General features: G+C 46.8%; 22 protein-coding genes and 1 pseudogene. 15 read left to right on the forward strand and 8 right to left on the reverse strand.

What is annotated here, in order from left to right; genetic code table 11:
• The first annotated feature begins 86 nt into the window (after window positions 1-86).
• The 7 genes from SYN6312_RS16620 (at window position 87) to SYN6312_RS16645 (ending at window position 6,528) form a co-directional block, all read left to right on the forward strand.
• The gene (locus tag SYN6312_RS16620; protein ID WP_015126056.1) at window positions 87-374 is read left to right on the forward strand and encodes an NAD(P) transhydrogenase subunit alpha; all 288 of its coding nucleotides are present in this window, start codon (window positions 87-89) and stop codon (window positions 372-374) included.
• 3 nt (window positions 375-377) lie between these two features.
• Window positions 378-1,781: an NAD(P)(+) transhydrogenase (Re/Si-specific) subunit beta gene (locus SYN6312_RS16625; RefSeq protein WP_015126057.1), complete on the forward strand. Its 1,404-nt coding sequence runs from the start codon at window positions 378-380 to the stop codon at window positions 1,779-1,781.
• An 8-nt stretch (window positions 1,782-1,789) separates the two neighbouring features.
• Entirely contained in the window at window positions 1,790-3,139 is a 1,350-nt protein-coding gene (locus SYN6312_RS16630; RefSeq protein ID WP_015126058.1) for an NCS2 family permease, read from the forward strand.
• Between the two features lie 143 nt (window positions 3,140-3,282).
• Window positions 3,283-3,528 carry a DUF4160 domain-containing protein gene (locus SYN6312_RS19210; protein ID WP_015126059.1) on the forward strand — a complete coding sequence of 82 codons (246 nt, stop codon included), beginning with the start codon at window positions 3,283-3,285 and terminating at the stop codon, window positions 3,526-3,528.
• Window positions 3,500-3,760 (forward strand): DUF2442 domain-containing protein, encoded by a 261-nt coding sequence (locus SYN6312_RS16635; protein ID WP_015126060.1) that lies wholly within the window; start codon window positions 3,500-3,502, stop codon window positions 3,758-3,760. The genes SYN6312_RS19210 and SYN6312_RS16635 overlap by 29 nt, the downstream gene beginning before the upstream one ends.
• Before the next feature lie 150 nt (window positions 3,761-3,910).
• Window positions 3,911-4,414: a hypothetical protein gene (locus SYN6312_RS16640; RefSeq protein ID WP_015126061.1), complete on the forward strand. Its 504-nt coding sequence runs from the start codon at window positions 3,911-3,913 to the stop codon at window positions 4,412-4,414.
• A 56-nt stretch (window positions 4,415-4,470) separates the two neighbouring features.
• On the forward strand, window positions 4,471-6,528 hold the full coding sequence (locus tag SYN6312_RS16645; protein WP_156804855.1) for an NACHT domain-containing NTPase: 2,058 nt from the start codon (window positions 4,471-4,473) through the stop codon (window positions 6,526-6,528).
• A gap of 37 nt (window positions 6,529-6,565) precedes the next feature.
• Here the strand turns inward: SYN6312_RS16645 and SYN6312_RS21090 are convergent.
• The 3 genes and pseudogenes from SYN6312_RS21090 to SYN6312_RS16660 all read right to left on the reverse strand — a co-directional run bounded on the left by SYN6312_RS21090 (window position 6,566) and on the right by SYN6312_RS16660 (window position 9,497).
• Window positions 6,566-7,012, reverse strand: a pseudogene (locus tag SYN6312_RS21090) (SAM-dependent methyltransferase).
• Window positions 7,013-7,138: 126 nt separating this feature from the next.
• Window positions 7,139-8,509 (reverse strand): S-layer homology domain-containing protein, encoded by a 1,371-nt coding sequence (locus tag SYN6312_RS16655; protein WP_015126063.1) that lies wholly within the window; start codon window positions 8,507-8,509, stop codon window positions 7,139-7,141.
• Window positions 8,510-8,819: 310 nt separating this feature from the next.
• Window positions 8,820-9,497: an alpha/beta fold hydrolase gene (locus SYN6312_RS16660; RefSeq protein ID WP_041430913.1), complete on the reverse strand. Its 678-nt coding sequence runs from the start codon at window positions 9,495-9,497 to the stop codon at window positions 8,820-8,822.
• Between the two features lie 150 nt (window positions 9,498-9,647).
• Between SYN6312_RS16660 and SYN6312_RS16665 the strand changes: the two genes are divergently transcribed.
• On the forward strand, window positions 9,648-10,676 hold the full coding sequence (locus SYN6312_RS16665) for an aspartate-semialdehyde dehydrogenase (RefSeq protein WP_015126065.1): 1,029 nt from the start codon (window positions 9,648-9,650) through the stop codon (window positions 10,674-10,676).
• A 3-nt stretch (window positions 10,677-10,679) separates the two neighbouring features.
• On the opposite strand, the gene SYN6312_RS16670 is transcribed toward SYN6312_RS16665, so the two are convergent.
• Genes SYN6312_RS16670 through SYN6312_RS16680 form a run of 3 tightly spaced genes read right to left on the reverse strand, consistent with a single transcriptional unit; the run spans window position 10,680 to window position 13,592 of the window.
• On the reverse strand, window positions 10,680-12,263 hold the full coding sequence (locus SYN6312_RS16670; protein WP_015126066.1) for an Hsp70 family protein: 1,584 nt from the start codon (window positions 12,261-12,263) through the stop codon (window positions 10,680-10,682).
• Window positions 12,260-13,288 carry a glycosyltransferase family 2 protein gene (locus tag SYN6312_RS16675; RefSeq protein ID WP_015126067.1) on the reverse strand — a complete coding sequence of 343 codons (1,029 nt, stop codon included), beginning with the start codon at window positions 13,286-13,288 and terminating at the stop codon, window positions 12,260-12,262. Before SYN6312_RS16675 ends, SYN6312_RS16670 begins: the two co-directional genes overlap by 4 nt.
• 34 nt (window positions 13,289-13,322) lie before the next feature.
• Complete coding sequence (locus SYN6312_RS16680; RefSeq protein ID WP_253276381.1) at window positions 13,323-13,592, reverse strand: DUF4988 domain-containing protein; 270 nt, start codon at window positions 13,590-13,592, stop codon at window positions 13,323-13,325.
• A gap of 234 nt (window positions 13,593-13,826) precedes the next feature.
• Here SYN6312_RS16680 and SYN6312_RS16685 point away from each other — a divergent pair, with 234 nt between their 5' ends.
• Window positions 13,827-14,639, forward strand: a complete 813-nt coding sequence (locus SYN6312_RS16685) for a DUF2993 domain-containing protein (RefSeq protein ID WP_015126069.1) — start codon at window positions 13,827-13,829, stop codon at window positions 14,637-14,639.
• A gap of 17 nt (window positions 14,640-14,656) precedes the next feature.
• Here the strand turns inward: SYN6312_RS16685 and SYN6312_RS16690 are convergent, their stop codons facing one another.
• Both SYN6312_RS16690 and SYN6312_RS16695 read right to left on the reverse strand, forming a co-directional pair.
• Window positions 14,657-15,658 carry a hypothetical protein gene (locus tag SYN6312_RS16690; RefSeq protein WP_015126070.1) on the reverse strand — a complete coding sequence of 334 codons (1,002 nt, stop codon included), beginning with the start codon at window positions 15,656-15,658 and terminating at the stop codon, window positions 14,657-14,659.
• Window positions 15,655-18,813, reverse strand: coding sequence for a DEAD/DEAH box helicase (locus SYN6312_RS16695; protein WP_015126071.1), 3,159 nt, complete (start codon window positions 18,811-18,813; stop codon window positions 15,655-15,657). Before SYN6312_RS16695 ends, SYN6312_RS16690 begins: the two co-directional genes overlap by 4 nt.
• Window positions 18,814-19,028: 215 nt before the next feature.
• Between SYN6312_RS16695 and SYN6312_RS16700 the strand changes: the two genes are divergently transcribed.
• The 6 genes from SYN6312_RS16700 (at window position 19,029) to SYN6312_RS16720 (ending at window position 22,739) form a co-directional block, all read left to right on the forward strand.
• A complete protein-coding gene (locus SYN6312_RS16700) occupies window positions 19,029-20,108 on the forward strand; it encodes an amino acid ABC transporter substrate-binding protein (RefSeq protein WP_041430914.1) in 1,080 nt (359 codons plus the stop codon).
• A gap of 100 nt (window positions 20,109-20,208) precedes the next feature.
• Entirely contained in the window at window positions 20,209-20,832 is a 624-nt protein-coding gene (locus tag SYN6312_RS16705; RefSeq protein ID WP_015126073.1) for a Uma2 family endonuclease, read from the forward strand.
• A gap of 17 nt (window positions 20,833-20,849) precedes the next feature.
• On the forward strand, window positions 20,850-21,701 hold the full coding sequence (locus tag SYN6312_RS16710; RefSeq protein WP_015126074.1) for an ABC transporter permease: 852 nt from the start codon (window positions 20,850-20,852) through the stop codon (window positions 21,699-21,701).
• A gap of 49 nt (window positions 21,702-21,750) precedes the next feature.
• The gene (locus SYN6312_RS16715) at window positions 21,751-22,029 is read left to right on the forward strand and encodes a DUF29 domain-containing protein (protein WP_015126075.1); all 279 of its coding nucleotides are present in this window, start codon (window positions 21,751-21,753) and stop codon (window positions 22,027-22,029) included.
• A gap of 270 nt (window positions 22,030-22,299) precedes the next feature.
• Complete coding sequence (locus tag SYN6312_RS19215; protein ID WP_256377511.1) at window positions 22,300-22,503, forward strand: DUF4160 domain-containing protein; 204 nt, start codon at window positions 22,300-22,302, stop codon at window positions 22,501-22,503.
• Between the two features lie 2 nt (window positions 22,504-22,505).
• On the forward strand, window positions 22,506-22,739 hold the full coding sequence (locus SYN6312_RS16720; RefSeq protein ID WP_015126076.1) for a DUF2442 domain-containing protein: 234 nt from the start codon (window positions 22,506-22,508) through the stop codon (window positions 22,737-22,739).
• The last annotated feature ends 8 nt before the right edge of the window (window positions 22,740-22,747 follow it).

The raw sequence follows: 22,747 nt of genomic DNA on the forward strand, positions 1-22,747 counted from the left end.
GCAGTTTCAACGCAATCCAAGGTTGACTCACTTCTTCAATCCTTACTTCTGGCGACTCAACCCTGATAATTTTTTTGGAGAACTCTATGAATGATCCTGTCTTAGTGGGCTTGATAATTCTTGTCCTGGCTAGTTTTGTTGGCTTTGAAGTCATTAACAAAGTTCCCCCCACCTTACATACCCCATTAATGTCTGGTTCTAATGCCATTTCGGGAATTGCCGTGATTGGGGCGTTGTTGATGGCGGGCGCAGGTGGCACTGATTTGAGTGTGATTTTCGGCTTAATTGCCATTGTCTTGGCCACGGTGAATGTGGTGGGTGGCTTTTTAGTCACCGATCGGATGTTGCAAATGTTCAAACGGAAAGGGGCTTAAGTCGTGGGTAATTGGTTAATTAGTATTCAAGAACTGAGCTATTTGGCGGCGGCGGCGCTGTTTATTGTCGGCTTAAAGCAATTGGGTTCCCCGGCCACAGCCCGCAATGGCAACCGGTTAGCGGCTGTCGGAATGCTCGTGGCGGTGATTGTCACCTTAATTGATCGGCAAGTCGTCAGTTTTGAAATGATTCTGTTGGCGATGGCTCTCGGCAGTGCGATTGGGGTGGTTTTAGCCTATAAAGTCGCGATGACCGATATGCCCCAGATGGTCGGGATTCTCAATGGCCTGGGGGGTGCTGCTTCTGCCTTGGTGGCCATGGGCGAGTTTTGGCGATTAGTCACCACCGGGGAAACCTTAACCACCAGTTCCTTAGTCACCATTTTGTTGGGCGTGCTGATTGGGGGGATTACCCTGACTGGTAGCTTAGTCGCTTTTGCCAAGTTGCAGGGCATTATTCCAGGTTCGCCCGTCCGGTTTCCCTTACAACAGGCCGTGAATGCTTTTTTAGTCATTGCCTTTTTAGCGGGCAGTGCCTATCTCTTTGTTGATCCGAATCAACTTCCCTTGTTTTGGGGCTTAACGGCGGTGGCCAGTGTGATCGGGGTCTTGATGGTCATCCCCATTGGTGGCGCGGATATGCCCGTTGTGGTCTCCCTATTGAACTCCTTATCGGGGGTGGCGGCCAGTGCGGCGGGTTTTGTGGTTGGCAACAGTATGCTAATCATCGCCGGGGCATTGGTGGGGGCATCGGGGTTAATCCTGACCCAAATCATGTGTAAAGCCATGAACCGCTCCCTCTTGAATGTTCTGTTTAGTGGCTTTGGCAGTGGGCCTGCAACAGTGGCTGGAGAAACTGGAGCTACGACGCAACAACCTGTTCGCACCCTGGAGGCCGAAGAAGGAGCAATGATGCTCGGCTATGCCAAATCTGTGGTGATTATTCCCGGTTATGGGATGGCAGTGGCCCAGGCCCAGCATAGTGTCAAGGAATTGGCCGATCAGTTGGAACGCTTGGGTGTGGATGTCAAATATGCGATTCACCCCGTTGCCGGCCGGATGCCAGGCCATATGAATGTGCTCTTAGCCGAAGCCAATGTACCCTATCCCCAGTTACGGGACATGGACGACATCAACCCGGAATTTGAACATGTGGATGTGGCCTTAGTGATTGGGGCGAATGATGTGGTCAATCCGGCGGCTCGGAGTAATCCAGGGAGTCCAATCTATGGGATGCCGATTTTAGATGTGGATCGGGCCCACCATACGATTGTGATTAAACGGAGTATGAATGCGGGCTTTGCAGGCATCGAAAATGATCTGTTCTACAAAGACAAAACCATGATGATGTTTGGTTCAGCTAAAGAGGTTTTGACGCAGCTTGTGACGGAAGTCAAGCAATTATAATTGACGGCATGATTCGTCTTTTAGAACGCTTTTTTGGCCTATCCGAGGCTAGAACCAGTATCAAAATTGAGGCCGTGGCCGGGTTAACCACCTTTATGACCATGGCCTATATTTTGATCGTCAATCCCCAAATTCTTTCTAATGCGATTTTCCTGAAATCTCCCCCAGACCTAACCTCAGAGTTGGTGATTGCCACGGCCCTATCGGCAGCGGTGGGGACATTGGTGATGGGGCTGTTGGCTAATTACCCCTTTGCCTTAGCTCCGGGGATGGGCTTAAATGCGTTTTTTGCCTTTACCGTTGTCCTGAAGCTGGGGATTCCTTGGCGGTTGGCCTTGGGGGCAGTGTTGGTGGAAGGGTTAATTTTTATTGCCCTCACCCTCTCCAAAATTCGCAGCTTAATCATCACAGCCATTCCCTTATCTCTCAAACAGGCGATTGCGGCTGGGATTGGCTTATTTATTGCCTATATTGGCCTGGCAACGGCGGGAATTATTGTCGCGGATCCGGTCACCAAAACGACCCTGGGCAACCTCAATACCCCGGAACCTTTAATTGCCATGGCTGGGATTGGAATTACGGCCGGCCTGTTAACTCGGCGAGTGCCTGGCTCACTGTTGTGGGGGATTTTAATCACAGCGTTGTTGGGTTGGCTCTCGGGAGTGGCCGCCTGGCCGAAAGCGTTAATTGCCATTCCCCACTGGCCTGGACATTTAATTGGGCAAGCCTTTGTCGGGCTTCAGGGCCTGGAGATCAATCAACTAGCCTCATTTATTTTGGTGACGTTTGTCTTTCTGTTTATTGACCTTTTTGATACGGTTGGCACATTGGCGGGGGTTGCCCTCCAGGCCGGGTATCTCAATGAACAAGGGGAATTACCCAAAGGTCAACAAGCCTTAATGGCCGATGCGATCGGAACCACTGTGGGGGCCGTGTTGGGGACTTCCACCGTCACCGCCTATATCGAATCTGCAACCGGGGTGGCCGTAGGGGGGCGGACAGGGTTAACGGCGGTATTTGTTGCCCTATTATTTATTCTCTCACTTTTATTCATGCCCTTGTTTGCCTCAATTCCTGCCTTTGCCACCGTTCCCGCCCTATTTATGGTCGGTGTCCTGATGATAAGTAATGTCCGGGCCATTGCTTGGTCTGATCCCACCGAAGCGATCCCTGCCTTTGCCACCATCTTGATCATGCCCTTAGCCTATTCCATTGCCGAGGGCCTGGCGGTGGGCATTATGCTCTATCCCTGCTTGAAATGGGTCGCTGGTAAACCGGAGCAGACCAATGGAGTCCTCTGGGGCCTGGCAGTGTTGTTTGGGCTGCGTTTTGGCCTGATGATTGCCGGAGTAATTTAAGCGCAAGGCGGGGATGGGTTCGCAAGTCATTCAAAAATGTAACTGAGGAAAATATATATAAACTCAGCCAAGATTTAGGATAGATAGCCCAGGTTCACTTGGAGATATTGTTAGACATGGCAATCAGCATATAGCTTAGAACTATGCCAACAGTTTTACGGATTGGTGCTTACCGTTTCTACTTTTATAGCCATGAACCCAATGAGCCACCCCACATTCATATTGATCGTGATCACTCATCGGTAAAGTTTTGGCTGGAACCAGTTAGCCTAGCTAGAAATGTTGGTTTTAGTGCCAAGGAACTTCGGAAATTGCTATCAATGGTTCAGGAGAATCAAAAAATCTTATTGGAGGCTTGGTATGGGTATTTTGGCAATTCGAGCCGATGAGCGGGTCAAGAATGTGTACTTCACAGATGAAACGATTAGTGTCGATTTAATGGATGGGCGGATTATTACTGTGCCTCTTGCTTGGTATCCCAGGTTATTTAATGCAACACCTGAGCAACGGGCTAATTGGGTAGTGTGTGGGGGTGGTTATGGTATCCACTGGGATGAAATTGATGAGGATCTGAGTACAGAAGGGATGTTACGTGGCGCACCTGCTCCATTATCAAGATAAACGTGAGCTAATTTTCTTATATGGGATTGACCTTTGTTCTTTCTTTCGTATAGGATCCCGATTAAATTTATGAATGCCTTCTGAATATATCTTGCTATAACTTATATTTTAAGGCTCAAAAATCATTTCTGCTAATTAAAGGTTTAGGGTATGTATATCAGCCGTCTAAATGAACTTGATCAGATTGTAAGTAATTATCGTCAACAAATATTTGGCAAAGAAAAAGCATTATCAATTGCTCCAGTCGAAGAAAAAGAGCGAATTAAATTACAAATATCTGATCTAAAAAAAGAGATGGAACCTTTTGAAAAAGAATATTGGACAATTTTGTCAAGGCAATCTGTCTCTATTGAGATTCCAGAAGAAGAAGCAGAAATAGTAGTTGCAGAAATTTGTGAAGAAATTGAAAAAATTAACTTGAGTACAGCGGAAAACCCTATTCAAATAGTTGAACTCTTATCAGAAATAAAGAAGGAGCTTAAACAATTAAATAAACCTGCATCAGCAAAAATAAAAGGAGTAATTTCCATTATTCCACCTTATTTTGGAGTATTGTTTGAACCGGAGCTAGACTTAGGGACATTTTTAGAAAGGAATTTCCCTACTTTTAATAAAATAATAAATATGAGTACTAAAAAAAAACAGATAACCTAGTTCACAATGAATATCAACTTAATCAAGTAGAATTATATTCAAAAAAAGAAATGAAATTGTCAGCTCAATTTCAAAAATTCCTTGATAGTACCGCAATTAAGTTTGTGCATCGCAACCGGGAATTCATTACGTTTAATGATTTGTTTGTTTATCCAAATTTAAGAATTTTAAAAGATGTATTAGAAGATTTTTCGCCGATTATTTCAGGATCAAAGTTACTAAGAGTTGGTAAACGCTTACTTGTCTTTGGAGAAGAACAATCAGGCAAGACTTCTCTTTCAAAGCAATTATTTGTTGATGCTCTTTCATCTGGCTTTGCGCCGATACTCATTCAAGGTCAAGACATCAAAAGCTCTAGTATTCAGCAGCAAATTGAAAAATCTGTTTCATTAACATACACTTCATTAAGTCTAAAAGATTACTTAGCAAATCCAAATAAGATTTGTATTATCGATGATTTTTTACTTAGTAAAATCAATAAAAGAGCAAAGAGAAAGTTCATTGCAGATGTTAAAGAAGAATTTGCATACACTATTTTTATTGAGGAAGATTCATCGAGATTTACTATAAATGAAATTCCTGGATTAGATGATTATCAAAAGCTAGAAATTCTTCCTTTTGGTAATGTTAATCGTAGTGAACTAATTGATAAATGGGTCAATCTAGAGTTAACAGAGGAGGCTGATGATCAACAGTTTTGGGCAAGAAAAGATGAACTAAGGCATCATGTTGATTGTCTTGTCGGTAAAAATGTAGTTCCAGCAAAGCCACTATTTATTTTGATGTTACTTCAGTCTTTTGAGACAATGACTTCACAAAGACTTGAAATTACTTCTTATGGACATAGTTATCAGTATTTAATCTATCAAGCTCTTGAACGTGTCAATGTCAGACAAAGTGATGTTGATATGTATCTTAATGTATTGTCAGAGCTTGGGGGAGAGATACTACAATCTCCTAGCGAATCAATTGATGATGATAATTTGGAAGCATTTTTCAGGAAATATTCAAGTAATTTTCTTGCAGTTGACCAAGAAAAGGTTATTAATGATTTGATAAATGCATCGATTTTAGAGCGTATTGAAAATACGTTAAAGTTTCGATATCGCTATTTATTTTACTTCTTTTCAGCCAAAAATATTTCAGACTCTCTTCATCATGGAGAAGATGCAAAGAAAATAATAAATAATTTAATAAATAACATTCATCTTGAAAAATCTGCCAATATAGTTCTTTTTCTGACTCACCATTCTAAAGATCCATGGATCCTCGATCAAATCTTGTATTCTGTGATGGATATCTTCTCCGGTGAACAAGAGATAACTCTAGAAAAGGAGTCTTTATACTTTCTCCATGATTTCATTAAGGAAATACCTGAGCTTGTCATGGAGCAAAAAGATGCCCAAAGTGAACGTCTAAAAGAAGATCAAGAAAAAGACCTACTTGAAGAACAACAAAAGGAAGATGATGATAATGATGAGATGCCTGAGGTTGTGGCAAAAATAAATAAGGTTTTCCGTGCGTCTGAAGTTTGCGGGCAAATTTTTAGAAATAGACTTGGTTCCTTGGAACGAAGCTCTCTAGAATTGATCTACGAAGAATCTTTGTCAGTTTCTTTAAGACTACTAAGTGTATTTATGCAGTTTTGGCAAAATTCGCGTGATGAAGCAATCAGGAGGATTCAAAAGACCATTGATCAAAATCCAAAATCTTCTGACTTGCAAGTAATTAAAAAAATTGAGTCTTCTTATTTGTGCATAAACTATTTAATAATTTTAGCAATGCTTTATAAAGTTTCCTTATCCTTAGGCTCTTCAAAGGGCTGCGATATTTATAAAGTAGTTACTGCAAAGAAGAAAACTCCCGCCTTTCAGTTGGTTCGACAAATAATCGAGTTGCATTTTGAAAAAAAATTAGACATCAAGAAAATCGAGAAATTACATCATGAATTTAGCACAAATCCAACATGTGATAGATTGCTAAAGTATATCGTCTTACGATATTGCTCGATGCATGATATCCGATATCAGGATCGCCAAAGGCTAGCAGAGAAACTTAAAATTCCTATGGATATTCAGCGTAAAATCGCAATGACAACAAAGAATAACAACTGATTATTAAAATAATTATATCTATTAGAAATTTTGACTATTAAATAGTCAGAGTTTTCGTGTTCTCCAGGCCCTCAAACTCTGCCCCCAATGTTGTAATGGTAATTTTTTCTTCTGGTCGAGTTCCGGCTTGAATTAAGGCCATCGGTGTTTCAGAATTACGCCCCGCAGCTAACAAGGCCTGGTGAATTTGGCTCAGGTTGTGCAGACCCAAATATATCACAATCGTATCGGTGGCCTGGGCTACAGCATTCCAATTTACTTCGGGTGGCTATTTTCCGGCTCCTTCATGGCCTGTTACCAACAGCACCAATGAACTGAGTTCCCGATGGGTGAGGGGAATATTTAACTTGGCGGGTACAGCAATGCCGATGGTGACACCGGGGACAACTTCGACGGGAATTTGAGCTTGGATCAATCCCATGTATTCTTCGCCCCCCCGCCAAAAATAAAGGATCGTCACCTTTGAGTCGAACAACAATGGCATGAATTCGGGCCTGGCTGGGGAGCACTTGCCCTTAGGTTTGGGCTGATGATTGCCGGAGTGATTTAGGATTGAGGGGAATTCCCAGGCCAGGTGAGAATACCCCCCATATTTGCCAAACTGAGAACCCTAATAACCCGATAACGGACTATTCAGTGTCAAGGTCAAATCAGTATCTGGCGTAATCACAATCACATTTTCCTTAGCCGGATCAATCGCTCCCCCAATTGTAGCTCCGGCTCCAGCCCCAATAATGACTTTCTCTGGTGTGATAGTCCGATCTCCAACAATGGCTGAAACACCTGTGGCCACTGCCGCCCCAATCAAGGTATCTCGAGCAATGGACGCAGCCGGTCGGCCCATATTGGTTTCAACTGCGGCCCCAGCGGTGGTTCCAGTGAGGACTTTTAACGCTGTAATGGTTTGATTCCCCGCCAGGCCTGAGATACCCGCCGCAACGGCTGAACCAATAGCCGCATTCCGAAAGACATTCAAGACATTTGGATCTCGAGTGCTAGTCGTAGTGGCAACAATCCCAGAGGTCGCCGCAATTGGCATCATTTGGTTGTTAACAGAAACACCACTGGAAACGAATTGGGAACCACCCTGAGCTGGTTGAATTTTGCCTGTGACTAAACTGCCAGCCGGAATCACAACCCGCCCATTCGTATCCGTCACATTACTGGTGGTGGTCAGAGCGATGTTGACCGATTCATTGGGTGCCAGGATAATCCGTTCAGCATCAGGATAACGGACAGAAATGCGCGTTCCTGCCGGGACAGAGGCCACGGGTTGAGGAGCTGAGGAACTACCGGCAATATATTGGGTCGGAATCAGAGCTTGGTTTCCAGAACGGGTAGCCTGACACAGAAATGCCGCCACATCCCCCCGACTAGCTAAAAGATTTGGATCTAACTGTTGGACATTAGGGTAATTCACCACCAATTGCCGTTCTGTGGCTGCTGCAATCCCAGGCCGGGCATAACCGGGAATCGTATTAGCATCATAAAAGTAATTCAAAGTGGTATCAATATTTCCGGTGGGGCTATACCGTAAACCACTGGACAAAGCAACTAAAACTTGGGCCCGAGGAATATTTTGATTAGGTTGAAAAACATTGCCCGGATAACCACTCATAAACCCTGTTTTTGTCGCAGTTTGAATCGCATTATAGCCCCAGAAACTGGCCGGAACATCGCCAAATTGGACGGCCGAACGGGTCGCTGGAGCCGAGGGAAAGGCTTTATTCAACATTGCTGCATATTCAGCCCGCGTCACAGAAGCATTGGGACGGAAGCTCCCATCGGGATAGCCACTAATAATGTTCCGTTGGGCTAAGTTATCAATGCAGGTCTGATTCCACAGGCCTTGGGTATCGTTAAACCGAGTCTGGGCCTGGGCTACTTGAGCATTAAAGACCATACCAAGGGGCACAACTAGAGAAGAAATGGGCAACATAGCCGCCATAAACCGAGCGGGCCAAACCTGATGACCAAGCATAATGAAACTCCTGAATAATAACTAAAGAAAACCGTGCTAATACATTGAATCAGTTATTAGCTTGGAGAAAACTGAACAGTCCAGAACACAACGTAATCAAACTGTATTGCTAAGGGCATTGGCAATGTTTATCAACTGTCTCCTTAGGCTTAGGGACGCAGCTAGAGCTAGCAAGTTCCCCATGTGGATTTCATATCTTTGAATTAAGTCACAAAATTGCCAAAATTTTCAGTTATAAACCCCTTCTGACTGATACAGATGATGATTTGTTCCAACATAAGCTCAAAATTGGCGATGGGAGAATCCAAAACTAGGAGTTTAAGACAGCAGCATCAATAATATCCACAACCGTCATCGGGTAAGAGAGCATTGGAAAATGGCCAGAATTAACCATCATTGTTTGAGCCTTCATCCGTTGGGCTAACTCTGCCTGTAATGGTGGGGGCATGGCCTGATCCGCTTGGGTAACAAGATACCAACTAGGCTTATGGTGCCAGGCCGGTTGCTTGGCTTTAGCCGTGGTTAGGGGAGCAGCAGGTGGCGTTTGTGTGGCGTAGAGGAGGGCTTGTTGTTGATCCGATAAATCCTGAGCTAAGACCTCTTTAATACCCTGTGGGGAAATCCAAATAAATCCATCCTCTTCTTGAAAATGGGGGGAAGGTTGCCCATAACGGCTCATTAAATCCAGCATGGACTCGTCAATATCGGGAGCCAGGCCTGCTAAATAGACTAACCCGACAACTCGGGGATCAAGCCCGACTTCCGTAATCACAAACCCACCCCAGGAATGGCCAACCAAGATACAGGGTTGATTGAGACGATTTAAGACCCGTTGGGTAGCGGCGATATCATCTTGCAAAGATGTCAGGGGATTTTGTACTGCCATGACCTCATAACCAGTCGAGCGCAAACGAGGAATTACTTCTCGATAACAGGAGGCATCTGCCCAAAAACCATGGACAAGAATAATGGTCTTAATCCGGCTCACGCTTCTTTCCTCTCTCCCACCTTGGGTATCCACAGAAATTTCTTGACTAGACAAGCCCACACGGCACAACCTACGATCAGGATCCGCCTATGGTGTCTTCTCGAGTGGGAACACAAACCATAGATTATTGTAGTTTTGAAGGATCAGGCTTTGGGCAGTCAGGGGTATCGGGTTGCGGTTTTAGGGGCCACGGGGGCAGTTGGGACAGAGCTTTTGCAGCTTTTAGAAGCACGGAACTTTCCCTTACAGGAGTTGCGGTTGTTGGCTTCAGAGCGGTCGGCGGGACAAACCCTGGCTTTTCAAGGGGAAAACCTGACAATTCAGGCCGTGGGCCCTGATTCATTTGCGGGTATTGATCTCGTCTTAGCCTCGGCCGGCGGGAGTATTTCCCAGAAATGGCTACCTGTCGCTGTCCAGGCCGGGGCGGTGTGTGTAGATAATTCCAGTGCCTTTCGGATGCAGCCTGATGTGCCGTTAGTTGTCCCAGAAGTGAATCCGGCTGATTTGGATCAGCATCAAGGTATTATTGCCAACCCCAACTGCACCACAATTCTGATGACCGTTGCCCTCTGGCCCCTGCATCAAGCTCAACCGATTCAACGGATTATTGCCGCCACCTATCAATCGGCCAGTGGAGCCGGAGCCAGAGCCATGGAGGAAGTTAGAGCACAGGCCCAGGCCATCTTGAACAACGAAACACCCCCCACCGCGGCCTTTCCCTATCCCCTGGCCTTTAATCTGTTTCCCCATAACACGCCAATTAATGCCGAGGGATATTGTCAGGAAGAAATGAAAATGGTCAATGAAACCCGGAAGATTTTCCACGCCCCAGAGTTACGCATCTCGGCCACCTGTGTGCGCGTTCCGGTCTTGCGGGCCCATTCGGAAACCTTGAACCTGGAGTTTGAGCAGCCCTTCCCCGTGACTCAAGCCCGTGAGTTAATCGCCCAGGCCCCAGGGATCAAACTGGTGGAAGATTGGGAGAATAATTACTTCCCGATGCCCATAGATGCCACGGGTCAAGATGATGTCTTAGTCGGCCGGATTCGCCAAGATTTATCCCATCCCAACGGGTTAGAACTTTGGTTATGTGGAGATCAGATCCGCAAGGGAGCGGCCCTAAATGCGGTGCAAATTGCTGAGGCGTTGATTGAGCGGGGCCTGGTTAAAACTCCCTAACCTCTAGCGCAACGTGATGACCAACTGCTGATCCACCAAGCGAGTTTGGGTGAGTAAATCATCAATGGAAATGCGTAACTGCCGATGTTCATCTACGGAAAATAGCACTTTGACCCGATCTGCACCCGGTTGACCCAGGGGATTCAGTTGGGCAATGGTTCGGCTACCTTCTCGATCATTTAAGGCCTGGACAGTGGGTTGATCTTTAATGGTGCGGGTAATCAGTTGTCCCCCCTCAAAGAAGATTTCTGTCCGCTCCTGGGTTTGGCCAAGTTCCCCCATAATCAGTTCCAGGCCGGGTTGATCGGATGTTGACGCGCCTAAGAGTAATTCAATGGGTTGATCCATCGGGTAGGATTGGCCGGGTTGAATAATCGGATGCCAGTTATGGGTTTGACGGCGATAATCCCAATAGCGAATCCCATAGCCGTGGTAAAGAAAATCCTTAATCCCGCCCCCTTGATCGAGATATAAGGCTCCAGTGGCTACAGCCGTGAGGGGATGATCCTCCGCAATTTTATCGGCTGGAAAATGCGACCGAATCCAGGCCTTGATGGCGGGCATTTGGCAGATTCCCCCAATTAAGATCACCCCTTCAATGTCCTTGGTTGTGATGCCTTGGTTGCGGGCCTGGTGCAGAACTTGGCTGAGGCAGTCATCGAGACGGTTAAAGAAGTTGTTTTTTTCTAAAATTGCCTCTAATTCCTGACGGGTTAGGGTCAAAATTTGCTCTTGGCCGGTATCGGGATGACGATAAAGATCCTCGGACTGGGCCTGGCTAGACAACTTGATTTTCATCCGTTCCCAAAGGCGTAATGTCCAAGGCGTGATGGGGAGGTCGTACCGATCTTGGAAATAGTCCCCCAACCACTGGTCAATATCACTCCCCCCCAATGTCCGTCCAGCCTTACTGATTACCTTGGCCATCTGGTTGCCCGTAGTTTCTTGGGCTGTGAGGATTTGTTGCCCCCACTTGAGGAGAAAGCCCCGTGATTCTGGTGGTGTTGGAGGTTGTCTGACAAGAGATAAATCTAAGGTTCCGCCGCCAAAGTCAACAACTAAGAGGGTTTCCGCATTTTCCAGGCCAGTTCCCAAAGCCGCAGCAGTTGGTTCATCCAATAACTTTACCTGTTCAACGGCTAGGGACTGGCAAATATCTGTTAACCAAAGACGATAGGCGGCAAAACTATCCACCGGCACCGTTAAGACCAAAGAGGTTAGGGCATCGGGATGGAGCTTAAGTAACTGTTCATAAAGACGCTGAATAAACCAAGTCCCAATCTGCTCAAACGAGAGGGAAACACCATCAAGTTGCGGCAAAAATCCCTGAATTTCGGTGCCAATCCCCCGCTTAAAGTTCCGAAATAACCGCTGATTATTGTTTTGTTGTCGCTCTTTCAGGATCACTTGTTGTCCAAGGATAAGTTCAGGAATTTCAGCATTGTCCACATAGAGCAAACTGGGAATTAAAGGGGATTCTAAACTCTCAGTCAATCCCGCCAGAATCACAGGTTCCGGTTGCTGATGAATTGGGTTCCAGCGGGCAATGACCGTATTACTCGTCCCAAAATCAATGGCATAACTCATGACTCTGACTCCGGGGCCTGGGGGGAACTGGGAAATTGTTGAGATTGTAATTGCTCCGGCTGATCGGATTGATGATATGGGCTGAAGGCAAAACCATAACTCTCGCGAATAATATACAGGGGCCGCCCCTTCACCTCAGCATAAATCCGGCCCAAATATTCACCCATAATCCCCAGAGTTAGTAACTGAATCCCGCCTAAAAACAAAATCGCCACCATCAATGAGGCATAGCCGGGAATATCTCGCCCATAGGTAATCGTTCGGAAGACTAAAATCCCAGCATAGATCAGAGCCAGGAGGGAAATAAAGAGACCCACATAGAGCCAAATTTTTAAGGGTTTGACACTAAAGCCGACGATACCATCTAAGGCAAAATTCCACAGCCGCCAATAATTCCAGGAACTTTGGCCCCCTGTCCGGCCGGGTCGATCGTAGTAGATCACTGTTTGCCGAAAACCCACCCAACTAAACAGGCCCTTCATGAACCGATTACGCTCCGGGAGTTGTTTAAGAGCATTTACGACCGCCCGATCTAATAACCGAAAATCTCCCGTATTGGCTGGAATCGGAGTGTCACTCAACCAGGCCATGACTCGATAAAACCCCTCTGCCGTTCGCCGCTTCAGCCAACTATCTTGAGCACGGGTACGCCGGGTCGCATACACCACATCGAACCCCTCTTGCCAACGGGAGAGCATCTCGGGGATTAACTCTGGCGGATCTTGGAGGTCAGCATCCAGGGGAATTACAGCCCGGCCCCGACTATGATCAATACCCGCGGTTAAAGCGATTTCTTTGCCAAAGTTGCGGGAGAAGTTAATGACTTTAATCCGAGGGTTTTGCTGATGCTGTTCTATGAGTTGGGGCAGGGTTTGGTCGCGGCTGCCATCATTGACACAAATCACTTCATAGTTTAGTTCAAGGGGAGCGAGGGTTGCGGCAATGCGAGTCAACAACTGGGTTAAATTAGCTGCTTCGTTATAGCAGGGAATGACAAGGGAAAGAACAGGGGTGTTGTCCGGCATGGGAGAGATCACCAAAGCCTAATGATTTTGGCTACTAACGCAAGATTGTTGAAGCGATGATTGTGGCAGTGGCAGTAACGATTAAACCAAAGGCTAAATTCACCACTTGTCCGGACGCTTTTTGATAGGTATCCACTCGGACATTGGTTAAGGTCAACTCTTGCTTGAGGGCATCTACATCTTGCTTTAAGCCATCTACATCTTTTTTCAGACCGCTCACATCCTGCTTGAGGTTATCAACATCATCTTCAATCCGCTGGAGTTGGGATAAAACGGCCTGTTGAAAGTCTTGCTCAGTCATCATCTTGCCCATCGTTTCTGATTGTTAGGAAAACCCTCCTTTATTATCATTCATTCCCCCAGGCCCCGATTAGGTTTACTTATGACCCCGATCAGAAAAAATCAGAGATTAACCCAAACCCAGGCCTGGCAATACTTCCAATCACTTTTTTCCTGAGGTGACGGACAACTACCCTGGTCAGAGCCGTTACATCTCGTTAGGATAGTAAATATTCCGTAACATTACTTAATACTCATCATGTTTGGAACCACCACATTGACGGCTGACTGGGGCGAGCAACTGATCAATTCCGTCGCCACCCAGGCCATTACCCATCTATTTAGCGAGAGCGAGGCGGTCTCCGTGAGTGTGGGCTGTTTTCCGGCGGCAAAAATCTTACAGGGCAAGGTTGACAGCTTCAAAATGCAGGGGCGGGGCCTGGTGATTCGGCGGCAATTTCCCGTTACTGAAATGTCCTTTGCGACCGATGCGGTGGCCATAGATTTAGGGGCAATTTTCCAAGGCAAACTCCGGCTCCAACAACCCACCCAGGCCATTGCCGAGATCACCTTATCGGAAGCGGGCATTAACCAGGCCTTTCAAGCGGAACTGGTGCAAAATCGGCTTAGAAATATTCTCACCCCACAACTAGCGGCAATTTCCGGTGAAGAACCGGTCTCCTTTACCAATGTCCAAATCCAGTTGCTGCCCCACAATCAAGTCAAGTTACAAGCCGAAGTCGAGTTGCCCTTTCATGGTCTTGTCCCGATTAAGGTGATCACCGCCCTGGCCATTGAACGGCGCACCCGGATTCAGTTTACCCAGGCCCAGTGGCTCGGACAGGACATTCCCCCAGCCCAACAACTGATTAGCCAACGCTTAACCGAGGCCTTTGTGGATCTCCTCAATGGAATGGTTGATTTAGACCGCTTTGATCTTGATGGTGTGGTCTTGAAATTAAATCGCCTGATGACGGTGGGAGATCAACTGGTGCTGAGTGGCTATGCTGAAATTCGTCATTTTCCCGTCACAGGAGAGCAAACCCCGGCCTGGCAACCCATGGCAGCTTAACTCTCCGATTAGAACGATTACTTTTCCCCAGTTTCCAAATTGAGGACATAATGGCGCAGGGCCTGGTAAATTCCTTTGAGACCGCTCAGGGCCTCTTGCACATTCTGGAGATTACTATTGCCGGAACTACTTGTGGCTAGGGGAATTGGGCCTAATAAATTGAGGATTTGATCGCTCTCACTGCTTGGCTCAAGGTTAATCAGGGTCGGGTCGAGAGAAGCCGTGTAATCCCAGAAACAGCCCATATCTGGTGGGGAGTAAAGGGCTTTGACCTCTGGTGGAGGGGGTTGAGTCTGAGTTGACTGGCCCTGCGGCTCCTCGGAATTGCGTAACAGCCGTAATTGCTGAGTAATGGCTGCCTTGGATTTGCCCCGGAGTTGAAACAAAATAAAGGGATCTCGGCCGAAGTGTTCCCCCAACAGGTAATACACTGCGCCAATGTGTTTGCAGGGATTAACAGGATCAGGGCAGTCACAATGACTATGAATATCAAACTTACTAAAGGGAAATAGACTGAGGCCGCTGCTGACAAAGGCAGATTCAATAGTTTGGGGCATTTCTCCAGCCAAGAGTTTAGCGGCAAAGAGGGCCTGATCCGCCATCGCTTCAATCACAAACTGCCATTGCTCTTCCGTAAAGGGCTCCAAGGAAAGCTCAACGTTATAGGGGGCAGGAGCCGTACCTTGAACCTGGGCCAAAACCAGATTATTGTTGAACTCTAAATTAAGAACCCGCCCTTCCCGCACATAATTACGGGCCCGCTCCATCCGCCGCCGCCAGCCAAAGGATTCTAAAACATCGACCCAACGTTGACTCCACCATTCCCGACTTTCCAATTGCTCAGTATTTTGGGCTTTTTGGGGCAGGGGGGCAAAGGGTTCTGGGGAGAGACCTTCACGGCTAAGGGCCGGACTGGGGGTGATGGCTTGTAACTCTGGATTTTCGGCCTGTTCCTTGGCCCGTTTTTCCTTGAGGCTGGCTGCTTTCCGGGTGATCCGCAGAATGTCAGGTTGTTTCATAATGATTCACTGTCCATAATGGCGTTGCGGTCAAGTAAAAGTAAGTCTCGCAGGTGTTCTGTATCTAATTCCGTCAGCCATTGCTCACCGGCCCCAACCACTTGCTCGGCGAGGGCTTTTTTCCGCTCAATCTGCGCATGGATTTTTTCTTCTAAGGTGCCAGCACAGACAAATTTATGAACTTGGACATTGCGGGTTTGCCCAATCCGAAAGGCGCGATCCGTGGCCTGGTTTTCCACGGCCGGATTCCACCACCGATCAAAATGAAACACATGATTGGCCCTGGTTAAGTTCAACCCAACTCCCCCAGCTTTGAGAGAAAGAATAAAAATCGGCGGGGCCTGGGGATCCTGTTGAAATTGATCCACCATGGCTTCCCGTTTGGGCTTGGGGGTACTGCCAGATAAAAAGAAGACTTTCCGGCCGGTTTGGGTTTGCAGGTAGGCCTGGAGGAGTTTGCCCATCTCGGCATATTGAGTGAAAAGCAAGGCCCGATCTCCTGCATCAATCAACTCTTGGAGCATTTCAACTAAGCGGATTAACTTTCCAGATCGAGAGGCAGCAAGCGTTTTTTCTTTTAGGTATTGGGCAGGATGATTACAGATTTGTTTGAGTTTCGTGAGGGTCGCTAAGATATGTCCCCGTCGTTCAATCCCACTGCTGTTTTCAATGTCTTGTAATGATTTTTTAACCACTCCTTCATAGAGGCTAGCCTGTTCGAGACTGAGACTACAAAAGACCGTCATTTCCTGTTTGTCGGGGAGGTCTTGAATGATAGATTGATCGGTTTTGAGGCGGCGGAGGATAAAGGGCTGCACATAGGTTCTCAAGGCATTTAAGGACGTTGTATCGCCATAGCGTTCGATGGGAATGGCATAGCGTTTTTGAAAATAGGGTTTGTTGCCAAGGTAGCCCGGATGGAGAAAGTCCAAAATTGACCAGAGTTCTGTGAGGCGATTTTCTAGAGGTGTTCCCGTTAAGGCAATCCGAAATTGGGCATTGAGTTCGCGCACGGCTTTTGATTGGCGAGTTTCCGAGTTTTTAATATTTTGGGCTTCATCTAGAACAATATTTTGCCATTTGATGGGTTTGAGGCTCTCAAGATCACGGTAAATCAAGGCATAACTGGTGAGAATAATATCGTGTTTCTTAACGGTTTTTTGGAGAGCTTTAGCTTTCGGGCGATCACTGCCGTGATGAACATATGCGGCCAGGCCTGGGGCAAACTTTTTAATTTCCCGTTCCCAATTCCCTAAAACAGAGGTAGGACAAACTAAAAGTGTGGGAGAATAAGGGAGCTTTTTAGACTGTAAATATAACAAGAAAGCTAATAGCATTATGGTCTTACCCAGGCCCATATCGTCTGCTAGACAAGCCCCCAATCGCCACCGTTCCAAAAAGGCTAACCAACTCACACCCCGGGCCTGGTAGGGGCGTAATTCTCCTTCAAATCCGGGTGGGTTATTGATCGGTTCTAAGGTTTGTTTGCCTGTTAATGCATCCAGTAACGCCTTGAGATTCTCATCGGCATCCAGGCCCACAACCGGTAATTTTTCTAAGGTGACGCTCTCTCCAGTGGCAATTCGGAGGACATCTTGGAGGGTTAACCCAGTGGTTGCTTTGCGGGTGGCAAAAAAGGCCTGGGCCGCCTGAATATCTTGGGGCCGCAACTCCACCCATTCCCCATCTACTTCCACCACGGGACTATTGAGGGCCACCAAGCGATCAAACTCAGCCTGGGTCATAGCCCGATTGCCTAAGGAAATATCCCAGCGAAAATCTAATAAACTGGCAAGTCCCAGGCCCTGATGATTCTCCTTCGGAATAGCAGCCGTAATTTTCAAGCCCAAGCGAGGAACACTGGTTTTCCGATTCCGTTCCAGGCCTGGAGGCATCACCAATCCAAAACCACTTTCTTCTAAACGAACTGCCCCAATTTTCAAAAAGGTATAAACTTGGGCCGCATTTAACGCTTGGCCAAGGGGTCGGGCTGTTTTTAAGCTGGTTTCCAAGTCGGGAAATACCCGCACCGCCAGGCCCAGTCCAGTTAAAAGAGTTTCTTGAGGACGGTGAATCGTTTGGTGATTGTGGGTGATCGCGTCTGCGGGCTGTTGCCAAATCTGAGCCGCCGAAATTCGCCAAGCCGGTTGTTCTGCCGCTTGCAATCCAAAGGTGAGTGACCAGGAATCCGCCTCGGTGGGGGGGGGGACTAACTCAAAATAGACTTGCCAGCGAGGTTGACCTGTGACTGTCGGCGCAATGGGGGCTAACCACTGCTCAAGGGTGTCAAGCCACTGACTGGATTCCGGGGTTTTGGCTAATCGGCTGTAGGGAGTGAGGAGGGCCTGGAACCATTGTTGTGGGGCATTGCCTTGTTTTTTGTTTTCCCAGGTACGGCTGATTTCAGGCACAAGTTTTGGCATCTGCCCAACCCAGTAATTGATGAACCTTTGCAAATAGCGGGTAATGAGAACCTGGGGGATGGGGGGGATGGGAATGTTTGGAGCTTGATCGGGATTGAGAAAAAAGTAAAACCGCAAGGCCTGGGGCATCTGAGTTGCAAAAAATTCTAGGCGTTGGCGGTCGGTAACACTATCTAACAGTGGCATCCAAAGAATTTCCACAAGTTCCGAGTCTGCCCCAGCCTGATGAAACGGCACAAATTTCCCGCGTCCGAGCAAGTCGAATCCCCAGCGAGTGATATGGCTCCAAAACCGTAAATCATCACCAATTTTGAGCGGGCCTGGGGTAGTTGCTGTTAAGGGGAGATGTTGAAACCAGGCCAAGAGAACACCCAAATCTATTTCACCGCCGGTTAGCTGCCAAGGAATGAGGACATCGGGTTGGGGGGCAATCTTTGCTTGGGGGTTGGCCTTAACCGGTAGGGACTGGGGCGGACTGGGGATGAGTTGTCTGTCCATCATGAACGTGGGCAGGGCCAAATTGCAGGGCTTAGCAGTAATTGCGTCTCCCAGGCCTGGGCCGATTGATTCTAAAGCCGTCCGTAACTCAGCAAACTCCAGGGCATAGGGATAAGGGGCGACATTCTCAGAGATTGCTGTCATGGTCTCAGCCCCGGCCCGCCACCGCTCACCCCAAAGATAAAATTTCTCACCTTGCGCTCCAATCACCCAACTGCCGTGGAGAATTGTCATGGGGGTTTACTGGCCTTTGACGGAGTAATATAGATGGCAAAAATTGAGACCCCTATCCTTGGATCTCACTACCCTGCATCTTCCCAATCCTAACATTAGCCCTTCAGCCAACCCCGACTCCAGGCCATTCGCCATCCTAAGCTATAGTGTCAGGGAATCATTAACCCATCAAAAATGGGGAGAAAACGTTGGTAGTACACACCCTCCAGAAGACGATGACGCACAAGCTTTTGAGGCTATCTGGAATTGTTTTACTCTCATGCTTTAGTTTAGTGGCCTGTGATGGGGACGCGCCCCCGGCCTCAACATCGGCTCCCACTTCCCCCACCCCCACCGCAACTAGCAGCAATCGTCTCGCCATTATTAAACAACGGGGCAAATTAGTCTGTGGCGTGAGTGGTGAACTCCCTGGCTTTAGCTTTGTGGATGCTCAGGGGAACTATGCGGGCCTGGATGCGGATCTTTGTCGAGCCGTGGCCACCACCCTATTTAATGATCCCAATGCCGTCGAGTTTCGCAATCTGAATGCCAAGGAACGATTTTTAGCCCTGCAAACGGGAGAAGTGGATCTCCTCAGTCGCAATACCACCCTGACGATGAGCCGCGATACCAATTTAGGCATTACCTTTGCCCCAGTTGTTTTCTATGACGGCCAGGCCGTGATGGTGCGTCAATCCAGCGGCATTACCAAACTCGCCGATCTGGCCGGAAAATCCGTCTGTATGCAAGCCGGAACCACCAACGAGCAAAACTTTACGGATCAGATGCGAACCCTGAATGCTGCCTTTACCCCCGTGGTCTTTGAGGATGTGAATACCACCTTTGCGACCTATTCAGAGGGACGGTGTGATGCTGTTACGGCCGACCGCTCCCAATTAGTCTCACGCCGTCAAACCTTACCGAATGCCGCGCAAAATATCATTCTACCGGAAGTTTTTTCTAAGGAACCCCTGGCCCCAGCGGTGATTGCCAACGACCCGGCCTGGAGTAATACCGTGCGGTGGACAATCTACGCCCTCATCAATGCCGAAGAATTGGGGATTACCCAGGCCAACCTCAGTCAACAATTACAAAGCCCAAATCCAAATGTCCGGCGATTCTTAGGGGTTGAGGGAGAACTGGGTCAAGGACTTGGGGTGGCTCCAGACTTTGTGGCCAATATCATTAAAGCCGTGGGGAACTATGGCGAAATCTATGAACGGAATCTAGGTCGTCAAACACCCTTAAAACTGGAACGGGGACAAAACAACCTCTGGACAAAAGGGGGCCTGATGTATTCGCCGCCATTTCGCTAAGGGGGTAAATTCAACTGACGGCCAAACCCTGAGCCTGATACCGTTTAGGGATGCCATTTATAATTCAACGAATGCGTTCTTAAAGGGAGGCATAGATTAAATGATGACCGCAACTCTGATTCAAACAGTCCCAAGTGATGTGACAGACAAGTCATTCTACTCTCCTGAGGAATACTTAGAAATAGAGGAGAAGTCTGATCTTAAGCACGAATATCGGGATGGGGAAATTATTGAGATGGCTGGTGGAACAACTAACCATAATGAGATTGCTGGTAATTTTTATACATTTTTGAAATTAGCCCTTAAAGGCAAAAAGTATCGAATTTACTTCGGTGATGTCAGGTTATGGATTCCTCAATATCGCCAATTTACCTATCCCGATGTGATGGTTATTCAGGGTGAGCCAATCTATGAGGGCAAGGGAACCACAACAATTACAAACCCCATGCTGATTGTCGAGGTGTTATCCCCATCCACGCAAGACTATGACCGAGGGACAAAGTTTACCCGTTATCGCTCGATTCCTGAGTTAAGGGACTATATTTTGATTGATCAGGATCAGTTTGCCATTGAGCAGTTCACTAAAAATCCAGAAGGGCAATGGATTCTAACAGATATCCACGGAGAGGATAGTTCTCTAGTTTTCGCCTCTCTCGATTTACAAATTAGGCTGAAGGATATTTATGAGGGAGTGAAGTTTGCGATTGCTTCGGAGCAGGAGTAGAGAGGGTCTCAGAGATCGTGAATGATAAAAAGCTTGACAGCGGCGTAGCTACCCCTATTACCATCATCTCCGCTAGAAATCCGCCCCTCAAAGACGTGCTCAATGAGTTTTGGCAATATCGAGAGCTACTCTATATGCTGACTCTCAGACGGATTAGTGTCCGCTACAAACAAACCATTGTGGGCATTACCTGGGTGCTACTTCAACCCCTAGTGGCCATGATCATTTTCAATGTTATTTTTGGTAAATTAATCAAGATTCCCACTGCTGGCGTGCCTTACCCAATTTTTGTTTATTCCGCTTTAGTGTTATGGACGCTCTTTGCTGAAGGGGTGAATCGGGCCAGTGTCAGCTTAATTGGGGAATCCCAACTGATTTCTAAAGTCTATTTTCCGAGATTGATGATACCGATTGCGGCGGTGGCCTCGGCCTGGATTGATTTTGTCGTGTCGTTGTTTCTGCTGCTGCCCTTGACCTTTATTTACGGCTTGCGCCCAACTTGGAGCCTTGTTTTGATTCCAGTTCTGATGGGGGTGACGATGCTCTTAGCGACTGGAATTGGTTTATTTTTCGGCGCGTTGAATGTTCGTTATCGCGATTTCCAGTATCTTGTCCCGTTTTTAATGCAGGTGCTATTTTTTGCGTCTCCCGTGGTGTTCTCTGTAGAAATTGTCCCGCAGCAGTTCCAGAAGTGGTATTACCTAAACCCAATGGCGGCCGTGATTGATGGCTTTCGCTTTGCAGTCACCGGGATTACGCCTGTGAGTGGGTGGGCCTTGGCCTGGTCTATGGTGTGTGGGGTGATTTTCCTTGGCCTGGGAACTCTAACGTTTCAGGCGGTTGAGCAAGAATTTGCCGATGTGATTTAGGGCTATTAACGTATGACCGAATACCGGAGATTCCAGGCCTGGGTTTATTATGAGTCGCTTTGGGGAAATTGCAATTAGTCTATGCTGGAATGATGATGTCCCACCCCACCATCAGGCAAAATACAGACAGATAATGAAAAAGATCTATGAACAAGATTTTGCCCTATGGTCAGAAAAGATGGCTGATTTGATCACCAGCAGACATTTTGATGAGTTGGATATCGAAAACTTGGTGGAGGAAGTGAGAGATTTGTCAAAACGGGAACGAGATCGTCTCTTGAGCAGTGTGCGATTAATTTTGCATCATTTGTTAAAATTGGATTATTAACTCTTTCGTTCGCTGAACTTTTAATAAAATATTATGATTCGTAAGGTTTTCTTAATGATTTTCGGTGGTTAAGCGATAAGCCTAAAATTTTGGGTAAATTTAGAGTGTAAGTTTCTAGGTTTTCATGAAGTAGGGAGTGATTCAGGTTTGGGATTTGGGCCAGTAGTATTGGATTTCGTCCTTGGCATAATCACTTGGCTCAGATATGGGTGAGGATATAGTGAAATACCTATTCTTAAAGAATTATCTCAGCGGTATGGGTTTAAAATTATTATTCCAAGCAATGATCATGAGCCAAAGCATATCCATATTTTGAAGGCAAATGATGACTACGCAAAGATAGAAATTGAAACTTTGAAAGTTATTCGTTCTTATCTCAAACCACAGGAGTTAAAGCAAGCTCTTAAGCTTAAGATGGTGCGTGACAATCAAGATTATCTGATCAAAAAATGGATTGAAATCATTGGAGAATAACTATGATTCAGGGTAAAAGTGTAGAGATTAATGAAAATTATTTACAAATTGAGGTTATGGATGGTCGAATAATTTCTATTCCGTTAAGCTGGTACACACCCCTGGTTTTAGCCAGTTCAGAACAAAGGGAGCAGTTTCGTTTTATTGCCCGTAATACAATGATTGAATGGGAAGACCTTGATTTGCATTTGGATATTGAGGAGATGTTTAGAGTGAATCTTGAGCAGGCTGCCTAGATGTTCTA

The organism is Synechococcus sp. PCC 6312 (assembly GCF_000316685.1).
Classification (GTDB): Bacteria; Cyanobacteriota; Cyanobacteriia; order Thermosynechococcales; family Thermosynechococcaceae; genus Pseudocalidococcus.